This window comes from Streptomyces sp. NPDC059679, from assembly GCF_042734105.1.
GTDB lineage: Bacteria > Actinomycetota > Actinomycetes > Streptomycetales > Streptomycetaceae > Streptomyces.
In genome coordinates, this window is record NZ_JBHWES010000062.1 from 28,368 (window position 1) to 42,797 (window position 14,430).

General features: G+C 72.4%; 13 protein-coding genes. 12 read left to right on the top strand and 1 reads right to left on the bottom strand.

What is annotated here, in order from left to right; genetic code table 11:
- Nucleotides 1–282 precede the first annotated feature (282 nt).
- The 7 genes from ssd to ACFV2X_RS42690 all read left to right on the top strand — a co-directional run bounded on the left by ssd (nucleotide 283) and on the right by ACFV2X_RS42690 (nucleotide 5,028).
- Nucleotides 283–1,395 carry a septum site-determining protein Ssd gene (ssd, locus tag ACFV2X_RS42660; RefSeq protein WP_385626789.1) on the top strand — a complete coding sequence of 371 codons (1,113 nt, stop codon included), beginning with the start codon at nucleotides 283–285 and terminating at the stop codon, nucleotides 1,393–1,395.
- Nucleotides 1,396–1,454: 59 nt separating this feature from the next.
- On the top strand, nucleotides 1,455–2,600 hold the full coding sequence (locus ACFV2X_RS42665) for a TadA family conjugal transfer-associated ATPase (protein WP_385626835.1): 1,146 nt from the start codon (nucleotides 1,455–1,457) through the stop codon (nucleotides 2,598–2,600).
- Nucleotides 2,597–3,529 carry a type II secretion system F family protein gene (locus ACFV2X_RS42670; protein WP_385626791.1) on the top strand — a complete coding sequence of 311 codons (933 nt, stop codon included), beginning with the start codon at nucleotides 2,597–2,599 and terminating at the stop codon, nucleotides 3,527–3,529. The genes ACFV2X_RS42665 and ACFV2X_RS42670 overlap by 4 nt, the downstream gene beginning before the upstream one ends.
- Entirely contained in the window at nucleotides 3,519–3,839 is a 321-nt protein-coding gene (locus ACFV2X_RS42675) for a hypothetical protein (protein ID WP_385626792.1), read from the top strand. The genes ACFV2X_RS42670 and ACFV2X_RS42675 overlap by 11 nt, the downstream gene beginning before the upstream one ends.
- Nucleotides 3,840–4,005: 166 nt before the next feature.
- The gene (locus ACFV2X_RS42680) at nucleotides 4,006–4,203 is read left to right on the top strand and encodes a DUF4244 domain-containing protein (protein WP_089512767.1); all 198 of its coding nucleotides are present in this window, start codon (nucleotides 4,006–4,008) and stop codon (nucleotides 4,201–4,203) included.
- Nucleotides 4,190–4,657: a TadE family type IV pilus minor pilin gene (locus tag ACFV2X_RS42685; RefSeq protein ID WP_385626793.1), complete on the top strand. Its 468-nt coding sequence runs from the start codon at nucleotides 4,190–4,192 to the stop codon at nucleotides 4,655–4,657. Before ACFV2X_RS42680 ends, ACFV2X_RS42685 begins: the two co-directional genes overlap by 14 nt.
- Complete coding sequence (locus ACFV2X_RS42690) at nucleotides 4,654–5,028, top strand: Rv3654c family TadE-like protein (RefSeq protein ID WP_385626794.1); 375 nt, start codon at nucleotides 4,654–4,656, stop codon at nucleotides 5,026–5,028. Before ACFV2X_RS42685 ends, ACFV2X_RS42690 begins: the two co-directional genes overlap by 4 nt.
- A 333-nt stretch (nucleotides 5,029–5,361) precedes the next feature.
- On the opposite strand, the gene ACFV2X_RS42695 is transcribed toward ACFV2X_RS42690, so the two are convergent.
- A complete protein-coding gene (locus tag ACFV2X_RS42695) occupies nucleotides 5,362–7,815 on the bottom strand; it encodes a DEAD/DEAH box helicase (protein WP_385626796.1) in 2,454 nt (817 codons plus the stop codon).
- A 54-nt stretch (nucleotides 7,816–7,869) separates the two neighbouring features.
- Here ACFV2X_RS42695 and bldG point away from each other — a divergent pair, with 54 nt between their 5' ends.
- The 5 genes from bldG (at nucleotide 7,870) to ACFV2X_RS42720 (ending at nucleotide 14,235) form a co-directional block, all read left to right on the top strand.
- Nucleotides 7,870–8,211, top strand: a complete 342-nt coding sequence (gene bldG / locus ACFV2X_RS42700) for an anti-sigma factor antagonist BldG (RefSeq protein ID WP_014178436.1) — start codon at nucleotides 7,870–7,872, stop codon at nucleotides 8,209–8,211.
- 86 nt (nucleotides 8,212–8,297) lie between these two features.
- On the top strand, nucleotides 8,298–8,732 hold the full coding sequence (locus ACFV2X_RS42705) for an ATP-binding protein (protein ID WP_089512875.1): 435 nt from the start codon (nucleotides 8,298–8,300) through the stop codon (nucleotides 8,730–8,732).
- 347 nt (nucleotides 8,733–9,079) lie between these two features.
- A complete protein-coding gene (locus ACFV2X_RS42710) occupies nucleotides 9,080–11,533 on the top strand; it encodes a sodium-translocating pyrophosphatase (RefSeq protein ID WP_385626797.1) in 2,454 nt (817 codons plus the stop codon).
- Nucleotides 11,534–11,861: 328 nt separating this feature from the next.
- Nucleotides 11,862–12,455 carry a small secreted protein gene (locus ACFV2X_RS42715; protein ID WP_385626799.1) on the top strand — a complete coding sequence of 198 codons (594 nt, stop codon included), beginning with the start codon at nucleotides 11,862–11,864 and terminating at the stop codon, nucleotides 12,453–12,455.
- A gap of 202 nt (nucleotides 12,456–12,657) precedes the next feature.
- Complete coding sequence (locus ACFV2X_RS42720) at nucleotides 12,658–14,235, top strand: methyltransferase (RefSeq protein ID WP_385626800.1); 1,578 nt, start codon at nucleotides 12,658–12,660, stop codon at nucleotides 14,233–14,235.
- Nucleotides 14,236–14,430: the final 195 nt, after the last annotated feature.

Here is a 14,430-nt window from a genome sequence, read left to right on the forward strand (position 1 = left end):
CGGTCTTTTCACCTGATCATTTCCCCCTTCCGGGCCTCGGCTGGCGACTGCCGCCCCACCACATTGATCCGTGACTGTGCGTAATCGCAAGGCTGCTCTCCGGAAGTCACTGGTTTAGGTGACTGGGATATTCACAACTGATGAGTTGTCCACAGTTTTGGACCAAGATCCCCAAGATTTCCTGGATCGCCGGACGCTGATTCTCCACGGCGTTCGCGCTCATCGTTCGCGGAAGTGAGAGCGCGTAACGAGATGGGTGCGTAAGGAGAAGGGGAGGGGATCGTGGCTGGATCCATCACACCGAATCGACCGGCGGCGGATGGGCGACTGTGCAGACCGCTGATCGTCACGGAGGACGAGGAGCTTCTCGACGACTTGTTACGGCTGTGCGCGGCGGCGGGGGCCGAGCCCGAAGTGGTGCATGGCTTGCCCGTGCGCCGGGGGAGTTGGGAGGGCGCCCCGCTCATTCTGGTCGGTGACGACGCCGCGGCCCGGCTGCGCGGTGGCACCCGCAGGGAGGGGGTGCTGCTCATCGGACGGGACCTCGACGACCACGGCATCTGGCAGCGAGCTGTCGCCCTCGGCGCGGACAATGTGGCGTTTCTGCCGGATGCCGAGACCTGGCTGGTGGACCGCATCGCCGACGTGGCCGAGGGCGTCGGCCGCCAGGCCTTCACCATCGGAGTCGTCGGCGGGCGCGGCGGTGCGGGGGCCAGCACCCTCGCCTGCGCCTTGGCGGTCACCGCCGCCCGCGCGGGGCGGCGCACCATGCTCATCGACGGAGACCCGCTGGGCGGCGGTCTGGATGTGCTGCTCGGCGGGGAGGGCGCGGAGGGGCTGAGATGGCCCGCCTTCGCCGAATCGCGCGGCCGGGTCGCCGGGAGCGCGCTGGAGGAATCGCTCCCCGAACTGCACTCCCTGCGCGTGCTCAGCTGGGACCGCGGCCAATCGGTGGCCATCGCGCCGTCCGCGATGAGGGCGGTGCTCGCGGCCGCGCGGCGGCGCGGCGGGGTCGTGGTGGTGGATCTGCCTCGGCGGGTGGACGACACGGTGGCCGAAGCCCTCGACCAGCTGGATCTGGGTCTGCTGGTCGTGCCCGCCGAGCTGCGCGCGGTCGCCGCCGCCCACCGCGTGGCCTCGACGGTCGGCATGGTGCTGCGGGATCTGCGCGCGGTGGTGCGCGGGCCATGCGGACCAGGGCTCGACGACGAGGAGATCGCCCGGCTTCTGGACCTGCCGCTGGCCGGTGAGCTGCCGTCGGAGCCCGGGCTGTCGGATGCGTGGGACGGCGGTGAGCCGCCGGGCGGCAGCGCCCGCGGGCCGCTCGCCCGGTTCTGCGCGGAGTTCTGGGGGCGGGTCCTGGCAGACGCGGAGCAGCAAGGGGGCGGGGCATGAGCCTCAGGACGAGCGTCACCTGGCGCGAGCGCGGTGGCGCGGGTGTGGAGCCGCCGGAGCTGCTGGACGCGGTGCGGCTGCGGCTGGCGCAAAGCGGGGCGGAGCCGACGCCCGCGCGGGTGGCGGCGGCCCTGCGCGAGGAGGGGAGGCTGCTCGGCGACACAGAAGTCCTGGGTGTCGTCGCGGCCCTGCGCTCGGAGCTGGTCGGCACCGGGCCGCTGGAGCCGCTGCTCGCCGCCCCCGACGTCACGGATGTCCTGGTGACCGCCCCCGACGAGGTGTGGGTGGACCGGGGAGCCGGACTGGAGCGGACGGACGTGGCATTCACCGACGCGGCCGCGGTGCGCAGACTCGCCCAGCGCCTCGCCGCCGTGGCCGGCCGGCGGCTGGACGACGCCAGGCCGTGGGTGGACGCCCGGTTGCCGGACGGCACACGGCTGCATGCGGTGCTCCCTCCGGTGGCCGTCGGGTCGACTTGCCTGTCGCTGCGCGTGGTGCGGCCCCGGGCGTTCTCCCTGGAGGAGCTGGTGGCGGCGGGCACCGTGCCGCCCGGCGGCCAGGAGCTGCTGCGGGCGATGCTGGACGCCCGGCTGTCGTACCTGATCAGCGGTGGCACGGGCTCCGGCAAGACGACTTTGCTCAGCACGCTGCTGGGGTTGGTCGGACCGGACGAGCGGATCGTCCTCGCCGAAGACTCGGCCGAGCTCAGGCCGGACCATCCACATGTGGTCCGGCTGGAGACCCGGCCCGCCAACCAGGAGGGCCGGGGCCAGGTCACCCTCCGGGACCTGGTGCGCCAGGCGCTGCGGATGCGTCCGGATCGGCTGGTGGTCGGAGAGGTGCGCGGTCCCGAGGTCACCGATCTGCTGGGCGCGCTCAACACCGGGCACGAAGGCGGCTGCGGCACGGTGCACGCCAACACCGCGGCGGATGTCCCGGCCCGGCTGGAGGCGCTGGGATCGACGGCCGGTCTCGACCGGGCGGCGCTGCACAGCCAGTTGGCGGCCGCCCTGTCGGTGGTGATCCATCTGGTGCGGGACCGCGGCGGGCGGCGCAAGATCGCCGAGCTCCATGTCCTGGACCGGGACCGGGCGGGCTACGTCACGACCGTCCCAGCCGCGGTGTGGACCCCCGAGGGTTTCGGGAGGGCGGCGGGCTGGGACCGGCTCCAGCGGCTGTGTGTACGCGGCGGGGGTGCGGCATGACGGGCGTGGGCGGTGGAGTGGCCCCAGAGGCGCTGCCGCTGTGTGCGGCCGTGCTGTGCGCGGGCGCGGCGGCGTGGCTGCTCTCCGGGCGGGACAGGGATCTGCGGCGGGCCAGGCTGCTGTTCGCGGGCGGCGGAGCCGTCGGGCCCGCCGGGGCGGATCCACAGCGCCGGCTGACCGAGACGGTCGCCTGGCTGCGGGAGCGGTGGCGGACCGCATACGGCGGGCGGATGGGGCGCGAGCTGCTGTGTCTGCCGGCGGGATGTGTGCTCGCGCTGGTCGGCGCGTCGGTGTTGCCGCTGCTGGCCGGGGCGGCGGCCGTGCCGCTCGTCGGCCGGTGGCGCCGGGCGCGTAAGCGCGACAGGTGGCGAGATCGGCGCGCCGCGGCGGTGATCGAGCTGTGCGGGGCCGTGGCGGGCGAGCTGCGTGCCGGACGGCAACCGGTCGAGGCGCTGTTGGCCACGCCCCCAGGACACATCGGGGAGCGATGGGGCCTGGTTTCTGCGGCGGCGCGGTTCGGCGGTGATGTGGCGGAGGCCCTGCGCAGGGCGGCCCGTTCGCCGGGTGCGGAAGGACTCATCGGGGTCGCGGCCTGCTGGCAGGTCGCGGTCGACGAGGGGGCGGGCCTCGCGGCCGGCCTCGACCGGGTCGCGGCGGCGCTGCGGGCCGAGCGGGACCAGCGGCAGAGCCTGCGCTCCCGGCTGGCGGGCGCCCGGGCCACGGCCGTCGCGCTGGCGCTGCTGCCCGTCCTCGGGCTGCTGTTGGGCACCGCACTGGGTGCGGACCCCCTGCATGTACTGCTCCACACCCCGGCTGGTCTTGCCTGCCTGCTGGTGGGCGGGCTGCTGGAGTGGGCCGGGTTTGCCTGGACCTCGAGGGTGATCCGGACGGCGGCCGGCCAGGAAGGACGCCGGAGCCATGAGAGCTGATGTCATCCACAGCCTGTGGATCACTACGGCCTTCGCCGCCGCCACCGTGTCCGTCGTAGGAGCGGTGACCGAGGCCGGCCGGGTGCGGACCGCCCGGCGCCGGCTCGCGGTGCTGCTGCCGGAGGCCCACCAGGAGCGGAGGCCGGGGCTGCGGGAGAGATGGCGCGCCGACGGGGCGGCCGATGCGATCCGGGACTGGGCCTGGGCCGCCGGTGCCCTGCTCGGCTGGTGCTACCTGCCCGCGTTCCTGCTGATCGGGGTGGCGCCGGTGATGCTCGGGCTTGCGGGCGCCCTGGTGGGCGGCGGCTGAGGAGGGGGCTGTCCGGCAGAACGAGTGCGGACGTCGCGACCACGCACGGAAACGGAAGCGCGGCAGCCGGAAGTCCGGCAGTCACAAGACACGAGTCAGAACTACGCGAGTCAGACGTACGGGATTCAGCGACGTACGGGATTCAGCACAGAACGGAGAGGCCGACATGGTGATGCGGTGGTGTCTGCGGCGGTACGCGGCAGCGAAGGCACGAGCCGACGCGGGGATGGCGACCGCCGAGTATGCGATGGGGACACTCGCGGCATGCGCCTTTGCCGCGGTTCTGTACAAGATTGTGACCGGCGGAGCGGTCGACGAAGCGCTGCGGTCGGTGATCGGGAAGGCGCTCGATGGACAGTTCTGATGCGACCGGCCGATCCAGTCCAGGCAGTCGGCGCGGCCTGCGTCGGCGTGGCGTGGCCGGACCGGGTGACCGGGGGTTCGTCACGGCGGAGGCGGCCGTCGCGCTGCCGGTCCTGGGGCTGTTCGCACTGATGCTGATCTGGGGCCTGATGGCCGCGGCCGGGCAGATGCGGTGTGTGGACGCGGCGCGGGCCGGTGCGCGCGCCGCCGCGCGATCGGAGCCGCGCGCGGCCGCGTTGGCCGCCGCCCGGTCCGCCGCGCCTCGCGGGGCCCGGGTCGAGCTGCGGCGGGAGGGCGACCTGGTGCGGGTGCGGGTCGAGGCCCGCGCGCCCGGCCCCGGCCAACTGGCGGTGCGCCTCCATGGTGAGGCGGTCGCCTTCGCCGAGGAGTCGGTGGGCCGGGCCGAGGAGGCGCCGGGACCGGCCGCGGCACCGGCAGGCGAGGCGGGGCCGTGAGGAGGGACTGGGGAGACCGTGGGTCGGCGACGGTGTGGGCCGCCCTGACCGCCACGGCGCTGTGCGCGGTGTTCGCGGTCGTGCTGGCGGCCGGACAGGTCATGGTGGCCCGCCACCGGGCCGGCGCCGCCGCGGACCTGGCGGCGCTCGCAGCGGCGGACCACGGGCTGGAGGGCCCCGAAGTCGCCTGCGGGCTCGCCCGGCGGGTAGCCGCCGCACAGGGCGCCCGCGTGGTGAAGTGCGCCCTGCGCGGCGCGATCGCCGATCTCAGGGTGGAGGCACGCGCCGGTCCGTTCGCCCCCCAAGTCCGGTCCCGGGCCGGCCCCGCAGAGCGGCCTGAGCCCCAGGCCGAGCGAAACGCGCCCAGGTGAGGCGCCGACTGGGAGGCCGCGGGGGCGGGACGGTGGCGGGACCCGATCAGCGGCCGGGCGGGTCGGCACGGGCTCGGGTCGTACGTCCGCGAACCGGGCGCGGACCCCGATACCGGCCCGTCAGGGTGCGAGCCGTCAGGCGCCCGGCGCCCGGCGCCCGGTGAAGGCTGTCAGGCGTCTCAGGCGCCCGGCATCGGGTGCCGGACGCCCCACCGTCGGCTACCGGCTACCGGCTACCGGCTACCGGCTACCGGCTACCGGCTGCCCGGCGCCCCGCGTCAGGTGCCAGAGGCCCGGCCCCAGCTGTCGGACGCCGGCGCCGGCCGTCCGGCGTCAGGTGTCGGTCGGCTGGGGTGGGGCCTTGGTGAGGAGGGTGGTCAGGAGGCGGATGGCGGCCTTCTTGTCGAGCGGGTCGTTGCCGTTGCCGCACTTGGGGGACTGGATGCAGGACGGACAGCCGGATTCGCACTCGCAGGCGGCGATCGCCTCGCGGGTGGCCGTGAGCCAGCGGGCGGCGGTGTGGAAGGCGCGTTCGGCGAAGCCCGCGCCGCCGGGGTGCCCGTCGTAGACGAACACGGTCGGAAGGAGCGTGTCGGGGTGGAGCGGGATGGAGACCCCGCCGATGTCCCAGCGGTCGCAGGTCGCGAACAGCGGCAGCATGCCGATGGAGGCGTGCTCGGCGGCGTGCAGGGCGCCGCCGAGGGCTTCGGGGGCGACCCGGGCGTCCTCGAGCTGGTCGTCGGTGACCGTCCACCACACGGCCCGGGTGCGCAGCGTACGGGGCGGGAGGTCGAGCCTGGACTCGCCGAGGACCTCGCCGCTGATCAGCTTGCGACGCAGAAAGGAGACGACCTGGTTGGTGACCTCGACGGAGCCGAAGCACAGCCGTGCGTCGCCCCACGGGACCTCGGTGGTGGTCTCCAGGATGGAGATCGCCGTGGTGTCGCGGGCGGTGGTCGAATACGGCGGGGAGGCCTCCTCCACGAGCGCGACCGAGTCCTCGAGGTCGAGCTGTTTGACGAGGTAGCTCCGGCCCTGGTGGAGGTGGACGGCGCCTTCGTGGACGGTGGCGTGGGCGGCTGAGGCGTCCACGGTGCCCAGCAGCCGCCCCGTTGTGGCCTCCACGATCTGCACCGGCCGGCCGCCTTCGCCGCGGATGTCGGTGAGGTCGGCGGCGCGCTCGCGGCGGGTCCAGTGCCAGGCGGTCGCCCGGCGGCGGAGCAGTCTGCGCTGCTCCAGCTGTGGCATCAGCTCCTCGGTGGCAGGGCCGAAGAGTTCGAGGTCCGCCTCGGTGAGCGGCAGCTCGGCGGCGGCCGCGCAGAGGTGGGGCGCGAGGACGTACGGGTTGTCCGGGTCCAGCACGGTGGATTCGACGGGCTGTCGGAAGAGCGCTTCCGGGTGGTGGACGAGATAGGTGTCCAGCGGGTCGTCCCGGGCCACGAGGATCGCCAGCGCACCCTGGCCGGCGCGCCCGGCCCGCCCCGCCTGCTGCCACAGGGAGGCGCGGGTGCCCGGGTATCCGGCGAGGACGACGGCGTCCAGCCCGGCCACGTCCATGCCCAGCTCCAGGGCGGTGGTGGCGGCGAGTCCGAGCAGGTCCCCGGAGTGCAGGGCGCGCTCCAGGGCGCGGCGCTCCTCGGGGAGATAGCCGCCGCGGTAGGCGGCGACCCGGTCCGCCAGGGACCGGTCGACCTCGGCGAGCCGTTCCTGGGCGATCAGGGCGATCAGCTCGGCGCCGCGCCGGGAGCGTACGAAGGCGACCGTACGGACGCCCTGGACGGCCAGGTCGGTGAGCAGGTCCGCGGATTCCGCCGTGGCGGTGCGGCGGATCGGGGCGCCCTGCTCGCCGTGCAGCTCGGTCAGCGGCGGCTCCCACAGGGCGAAGACCACCTCGCCGCGGGGTGAGGAGTCGTCGGTGATCTCCACCACAGGAAGGCCGGTCAGTCGGGTCGCCGCGACGGCCGGGTCGGCGGCGGTCGCGGAGGCGAGCAGGAAGACGGGAGAGGAGCCGTAGCGGGCGCATACGCGGCGCAGTCGGCGCAGCACCTGGGCCACGTGGGAGCCGAAGACGCCCCGGTAGGTGTGGCACTCGTCGATGACGACATAGCGCAGTGCGCGCAGGAAGGAGGACCATCTGGGGTGCCCGGGCAGGATGCCGCGGTGCAGCATGTCGGGGTTGGTGAGCACGTAGTTCGCGTACTGGCGGACCCACTCGCGCTCCTCGACCGGGGTGTCCCCGTCGTACACCGCGGCGCGGATGCCGGTGCCGAGCGGGGCGGCGAGACCGGCCACGGCGCGCCGCTGGTCGGCGGCCAGGGCCTTGGTGGGCGCCAGGTACAGGGCGGTGGTGCCGCGTCCGCTGGGCGCCTCCGAGCCGTCCAGGAGGGCGCTGAGCACGGGGGCCAGATAGGCCAGGGACTTCCCCGACGCGGTGCCCGTGGCGACGACCACGGATTCGCCTCGCAGCGCGTGCTCGGCCGTACGCGCCTGGTGGGCCCACGGGCGCTCGATTCCGGCGGCCTGGACGGCATCGACGACTTCCGGCCGGATCTGGCGAGGCCAATCGGCATGGGTCCCGATACGCGGGGGCAAGTGCTCCGTATGAGTGATGCGCGCAGCCCGGCTCGCCCCGGTGGTGAGCCGACCGAGGACGGTCCGGGGTGAGGTGCGTATGCCCGCCTGCCGCGGGAGTTGGTTGTGGGCCATCGACACCGAGTCTGTCACTGGTCTGACGGACAATGGGCTCAAGGCGTCGTGCGCGCCTGCTGGTAAGTGATTGAATGCCATCGCGGCTGCCGATCCATGGGGGGCGACCGCTCGATGCAAGGTGCTGGAGGATCCGTGGACCTGTCCCTGTCGACCCGGACCGTTGGCGACCGCACGGTCGTCGAGGTCGGTGGCGAGATTGATGTATACACCGCGCCCAAGCTGCGCGAGCAGCTGGTCGAGCTTGTCAACGACGGCAATTACCACTTGGTCGTCGACATGGAGGGCGTCGACTTCCTCGACTCCACCGGACTCGGCGTGCTCGTCGGCGGGCTCAAGCGAGTGCGGGCCCATGAGGGCTCGCTGCGCCTCGTCTGCAACCAGGAGCGCATTCTCAAGATCTTCCGTATCACCGGTCTGACCAAGGTGTTCCCGATTCACACCTCGGTCGATGACGCCGTCGCGGCGACCGACTGATCAGCCACCACCGGAAGAACGAGGGGGTACCGGGCGGCTCCGCCCGGCCCCCTGAGATGCACGCCCATACGCCCGAGGGGGATGGCATGGCCACCGTCGAACTCCGCTTCAGTGCCCTGCCCGAGCACGTCAGAACCGCACGCCTGGTGGCGGCGGCCGTGGCGCGTCGGGCCGGGGTGGACGAGGCCGTGCTCGACGAGGTGCGGCTTGCGGTCGGCGAGGCATGCACGCGCGCGGTCGGGCTCCACCTGAGCAATGGGGTGGAGGCCCCGGTGCGGGTGGTCCTGACCGACGAGGAGAAGAAGTTTTCCATCGAGGTCGGCGACGAGTCGCCGACATCCGCCGGGCTGACGCCCGGCTCCCATCCCGACGTGGACGAGGAGCCGGCGGCCGAGGGAGAGGACGAGATGGGGCTCGCGGTCATCAGCGGGCTGGTCGACGACGTCGAGGTGACGACGAGCGAGACCGGCGGCCGTATTCGGATGAGCTGGCCCACCGCTCCCCAGTCCCTTCTGCCGTAGCTCCACAGCTCGCGCCGGGGTCCGATCGCGGACGTCGGCGCAGGGTGCTCCGCCCTGCTCTGGCCATGCGCTGAGCAGGGCTTTTTATATGACACTGAGATCGTTTATAGAGATCATTATCTATGCGTCAGCGAATTAGGTGCCTTCCTTCATCCGAGGGAATTACTGAGGCCGAAACCTATTGATCTTCGCTGGTGCAGGCGAATTCCTATTCCGGCGCCCTGTTTTGATCTGGTGCCGCTCCCTACAATCCGTCCACATCTTGAGCTCAGGACGCCTGAGCGTGGCGGCTCTTCTGCGGTCGCAGAACTGCTGCGCGCCCATGTGCCAAACGTCAAGGAGGACGAATGGCGGGGCAACTCACCCCTCATCCACTGGACCTTCCCCCAACCCTGGCCGCCGCAGAACTGACCGATGACAACAGAGTGATCGTGCTGGTGATCGCCGCGGTCGCGGTGGCGGCACTCGCGGTCGCGGTGACGCTGGTACGACAAGTGCTCGCGGCCGGCGAGGGCACCGACACCATGAAGAAGATCGCCGCGGCGGTCCAGGAAGGCGCGAATGCCTATCTGGCCCGGCAGCTGCGCACTCTCGGCGTATTCGCCGTCGTGGTGTTCTTCCTGCTCATGCTGTTGCCGGCGGACGACTGGAAGCAGCGCATCGGGCGATCGGTGTTCTTTCTGATCGGCGCCGGATTCTCGGCGGCCACTGGCTATATCGGGATGTGGCTGGCGGTGCGCAGCAATGTGCGAGTCGCGGCCGCCGCCCGTGAGGCGACACCGGAGAAGCCGTCCGGGGCGGCTCCCGTCAATGGGAGTTCTCCCTCTTCCACGCCCCCTTCCGCGGGCGAATCGGGTGTCGATCTGACGGCCGTCTCGCACAAGGCCATGAAGATCGCATTCCGCACGGGCGGCGTGGTCGGCATGTTCACCGTCGGTCTCGGCCTGCTCGGCGCGTCCTGCGTGGTGCTGGTTTACGCGGCCGACGCACCCAAGGTGCTCGAAGGCTTCGGCCTGGGCGCGGCCCTGATCGCGATGTTCATGCGTGTCGGCGGCGGCATCTTCACCAAGGCCGCCGACGTCGGCGCCGACCTCGTCGGCAAGGTCGAAAAGGGCATCCCCGAGGACGACCCGCGCAATGCCGCGACCATCGCGGACAACGTCGGCGACAACGTCGGGGACTGCGCGGGCATGGCGGCTGACCTGTTCGAGTCGTACGCCGTGACCCTGGTCGCCGCGCTGATCCTCGGCAAGGCCGCGTTCGGTGACTCGGGCCTGGCGTTCCCGCTGCTGGTCCCGGCCATCGGCGTGGTCACCGCCATGATCGGCATCTTCGCGGTGGCCCCGCGGCGCGCCGACCGCAGCGGCATGAGCGCCATCAACCGTGGCTTCTTCATCTCCGCGGTGATCTCGCTGGCGCTGGTGGCGGTCGCGGTCTTCGCATATCTGCCGTCCAGCTACGCGGACCTGGATGGCGTCACCGACCGCGCGATCCTCGGGCACGGCGGGGACCCGCGCGTGCTCGCGCTCGTCGCCGTCGCCATCGGCATCGTGCTCGCCGCGCTCATCCAGCAGCTCACCGGCTACTTCACCGAGACCACCCGGCGGCCGGTGCGGGACATCGGCAAGACGTCCCTGACCGGTCCCGCCACGGTCGTGCTCTCCGGGATCTCGGTCGGGCTGGAGTCCGCGGTGTACTCGGCGGTGCTGATCGGCCTCAGCGTCTATGGCGCGTTCCTGCTCGGCGGCACCTCGATCATGCTGGCGCTGTTCGCGGTCGCGCTGGCCGGCACTGGCCTGCTCACCACCGTGGGCGTCATCGTCGCCATGGACACCTTCGGCCCGGTCTCCGACAACGCCCAGGGCATCGCCGAGATGTCCGGCGATGTCGAGGGCGCGGGCGCGCAGGTGCTCACCGACCTCGACGCGGTCGGCAACACCACCAAGGCGATCACCAAGGGCATCGCCATCGCCACGGCGGTGCTCGCCGCCTCCGCGCTCTTCGGCTCGTACCGCGACGCCATCGCGGAGGCGATCTCCGAGACGCATACGACCGTGGCCGGGAAGATGAACCTGAGCCTGGACATCTCGCAGCCGAACAACCTCGTCGGGCTCGTCCTCGGCGCCGCCGTCGTCTTCCTCTTCTCGGGGCTGGCGATCAACGCGGTGTCGCGGTCCGCGGGTGCCGTGGTCTTCGAGGTGCGGCGGCAGTTCCGCGAGAAGCCCGGGATCATGGACTACAGCGAGACGCCCGAGTACGGGCGGGTCGTCGACATCTGTACCAAGGACGCGCTGCGCGAGCTCGCCACGCCCGGGCTGCTCGCCGTGCTGGCACCGATCGCGGTCGGGTTCACCCTCGGGGTCGGCGCGCTCGGCTCGTTCCTGGCCGGTGCGATCGGCACCGGGACGTTGATGGCGGTCTTCCTGGCGAACTCCGGCGGCGCGTGGGACAACGCGAAGAAGCTGGTGGAGGACGGTCATCACGGCGGCAAGGGCAGCGAGGCGCATGCGGCGACGGTGATCGGCGACACGGTCGGCGACCCGTTCAAGGACACGGCGGGCCCCGCGATCAACCCGCTGCTGAAGGTCATGAACCTGGTGGCGCTGCTGATCGCCCCGGCGGTCGTGAAGTTCTCCTACGGCGACAACGCCAGCCCGGGCCTGCGGGCCGGGATCGCGACGCTGGCCTTGTTGATCATCATCGCAGCCGTGTACATGTCCAAGCGGCGCGGTATCGCGGTGGGTGACGAAGGCAACTCCGAGCGGGTGGGGAAGTCAGCCGACGCCGCGGTGGTGTCCTGACCCGGGGGAGCAGGCCGTGGGCCGGCGGGGGAGAGCCCTGCGACAGGCGGGCGGACAGCGTGCGTCGGCACGCTGTCCGCCCGTTTCCGCGTCGGCCCCGGGTGAGAGCGTCCGGCCTCAGGGCGAGCGCGTCCGGGCTCGGGCTCCGGGCGCAAACAGGCTTCCGGGCACAGGATCTGGGCTCAGGATCCGGTCCCAGGGTTTGGCCCCAAGGTGAGGCGGAAAGCACACCTGGCTTGGTTCAAATGGCTTCAGAAGGGCCTATAAGGGACGCTCATCCCAGGGCCCCGGCCGCTCGGCCGTGTATGTTCCGGGGCCGAGAAGAGCCATGGAAGGGACCAATCCGGTGAACAAGAAGCTTGTGGCGGCACTGTCCGGCGGTGCGGCACTCGTCGTGGCGCTGACCGGCTGCGGAGGCGGCGGGGGCGAGAGCAACAAGAAGGTCAACGACTGGGCCAAGACGGTCTGCGACGAGGTGCAGCCGCAGCTGAAGAAGATCCAGAGCGCCAACGCCGCGATCCAGGCCGCGTCCGATGAACCGGACTCCAAGAAGCTTCAACAGACCGACTCCCAGGCATTCGGCGATATCTCCGAGGCGTACGCGGCGCTCGGCAAGGCGGTGCAGAACGCGGGCGCCCCGCCCGTCAAGGGCGGCGAGCAGACCCAGAAGCAGGCGGTCAAGGAGCTGAACAGCACCTCCAAGGCGTACAAGGACCTCCAGACGGCCGTCGACAAGCTCGACACCTCGGACAAGGCGAAGTTCGCCGCGGGCCTCAACAGCATCGCTGACGACCTCAAGACGCTCAGCAATTCGGGTGACAAGGCCCTGCAGAAGCTGCAGGAGGGTGAGGTCGGCAAGGCGATGGCCAAGCAGCCCGGCTGCCAGAAGCCCAAGGGCACCAGCACCGCGTCGCCCTCCTGACCGACGCAGCCGACACAACCGTCGTAACCGACGTCACCGCGCGGGCGGCGCGCCCTCACCATCGCGCCGCCCGCTGCCCGCCGCCGACCCGCGAGACGGCCGGGCGCCGACCCGCCGCCGGCCGCCAACCAGCAGGCGTCACCCCCCCAACTGCCCCGGCCCGGCGTCGCCCGCTGTCAGTGGTGCCCCCGACAATGGGGGCGTGAGTACGCACCGTCTTCCCAGCCCCGCCGACCCCGAGCGCATCGCCCGCCTGCGCGGAGCGCTGCTGGCTGCCGCCTTCACCGCCGACGGCCTGCTGGACCTGCTCGGCGCGCCCGCCTACGCCGCCCTGGCGCGCAGCGAGACCGTCCCCGCCCTGCGAGCCACGCGGGGCGACAGCCCGCTGGAGACACTGGTGCGGCTCTTCCTGCTGCAGCGCCCGGTGGCGTACGGGCGGGCGGCCGCCGCCCTGCCCGCCGAGGACTGCCTCGCCGACGGCTGGCTGGTGCGCGACGGCGACGAGGTGCGGGCGACGGTGGACGTGCGCCCGTACGGCGGCCCGCAGGGCGAGGACTGGTGGATCGTCTCCGACCTGGGCTGCGCGGTGGGCGGCGCGGGAGGCATCGGCGGGCCCGGCGGCGCGCCGGGCGGCGTGGACCGCTCCGGGCTCGTCCTCGGGGTCGGCGGGGCGTCCACGACTCTCGCCGGTCTCACCGTCCGCGTCCCGGTGGCCCGGGCCCTCGACCTGGGCACCGGCTCGGGCATCCAAGCGCTGCACGCGTCCCGCCACGCCGCCTCCGTGACCGCCACGGACACCAATCCGCGCGCCCTGCGCATCGCGCGGCTGACCCTCGCCCTGTCCGGCGCGGCGGAGCCCGATCTGCGGGAGGGCTCGCTCTTCGAGCCGGTCGCCGACGAGACGTACGACCTGATCGTCTCCAATCCGCCCTTCGTGATCTCGCCGCCTTCCTCCGGGCGGGACCGGCTGGTCTACCGGGACGGCGGGATGTCCGGCGACGATCTGTGCCGCACTCTGGTCCAGCGGTCCGCCGACCATCTCACCGACGGCGGTTGGTGCCAACTGCTGGCCAACTGGCAGCACGTGGAGGGGGAGGACTGGCGCGAGCGGATCGCCTCCTGGGTGCCCAGCGGATGCGATGCGTGGATCGTGCAGCGCGAGGTGCAGGACATCACGCAGTACGCCGAGTTGTGGCTGCGGGACGCCGGCGCGCATCTCGCCGGCCCCGCCGAGTACGCCGCGCGGTACGACGCCTGGCTGGAGGAGTTCGAGGCCCGTAAGACCAGGGCCGTCGGGTTCGGTTGGATCACCCTGCGCAAGTCCGGGGCCGACCGCCCCGCCGTGACCGCGGAGGAGTGGCCGCACCCCGTGGAGCAGCCGCTGGGGGACGCGGTCGTGGGCCACTTCGCGCGGCAGGACTTCCTTCGTACGCACGACGACGCGGCGCTGCTGGCCGCCCGCTTCCGGCTCGCCGACGAGGTCGTCCAGGAGCAGGTGGGGCTGCCCGGGGCGGAGGACCCCGAGCATGTGGTGCTCCGTCAGAACCGCGGCATGCGGCGGGCGACGAAGGTGGACACGGTCGGCGCGGGGTTCGCGGGGGTGTGCGACGGCACGCTCAGCGCGGGCCGGATCCTGGACGCCATCGCCCAGTTGCTCGGGGAGGACCCGGTGGTGCTGCGCGACCGTACGCCTGACTCGATCCGCCTTCTGGTCGAGCAGGGGTTCCTGCATCCGGTGGACGAGCCGGCCGAGGGTGCGGCGGACGGGACAGTGGATTAGTCGCGGACGAGCCGACGCGACGGACGGAGGGGAGCAGCCGATGGACGAGCCAGTGGACGGATGGGGGAGCGGGGGGTAGTGCGCCGGAGCGCGTGCGACGTTCCGGGAGCCGCCCGGATGGCAAGAAGTTGCCACTCGGGGGCGTGATCATGGCCGGAAGCGCCGGGAAGGCGGGTCGTGCGCTGTTCACCCGTG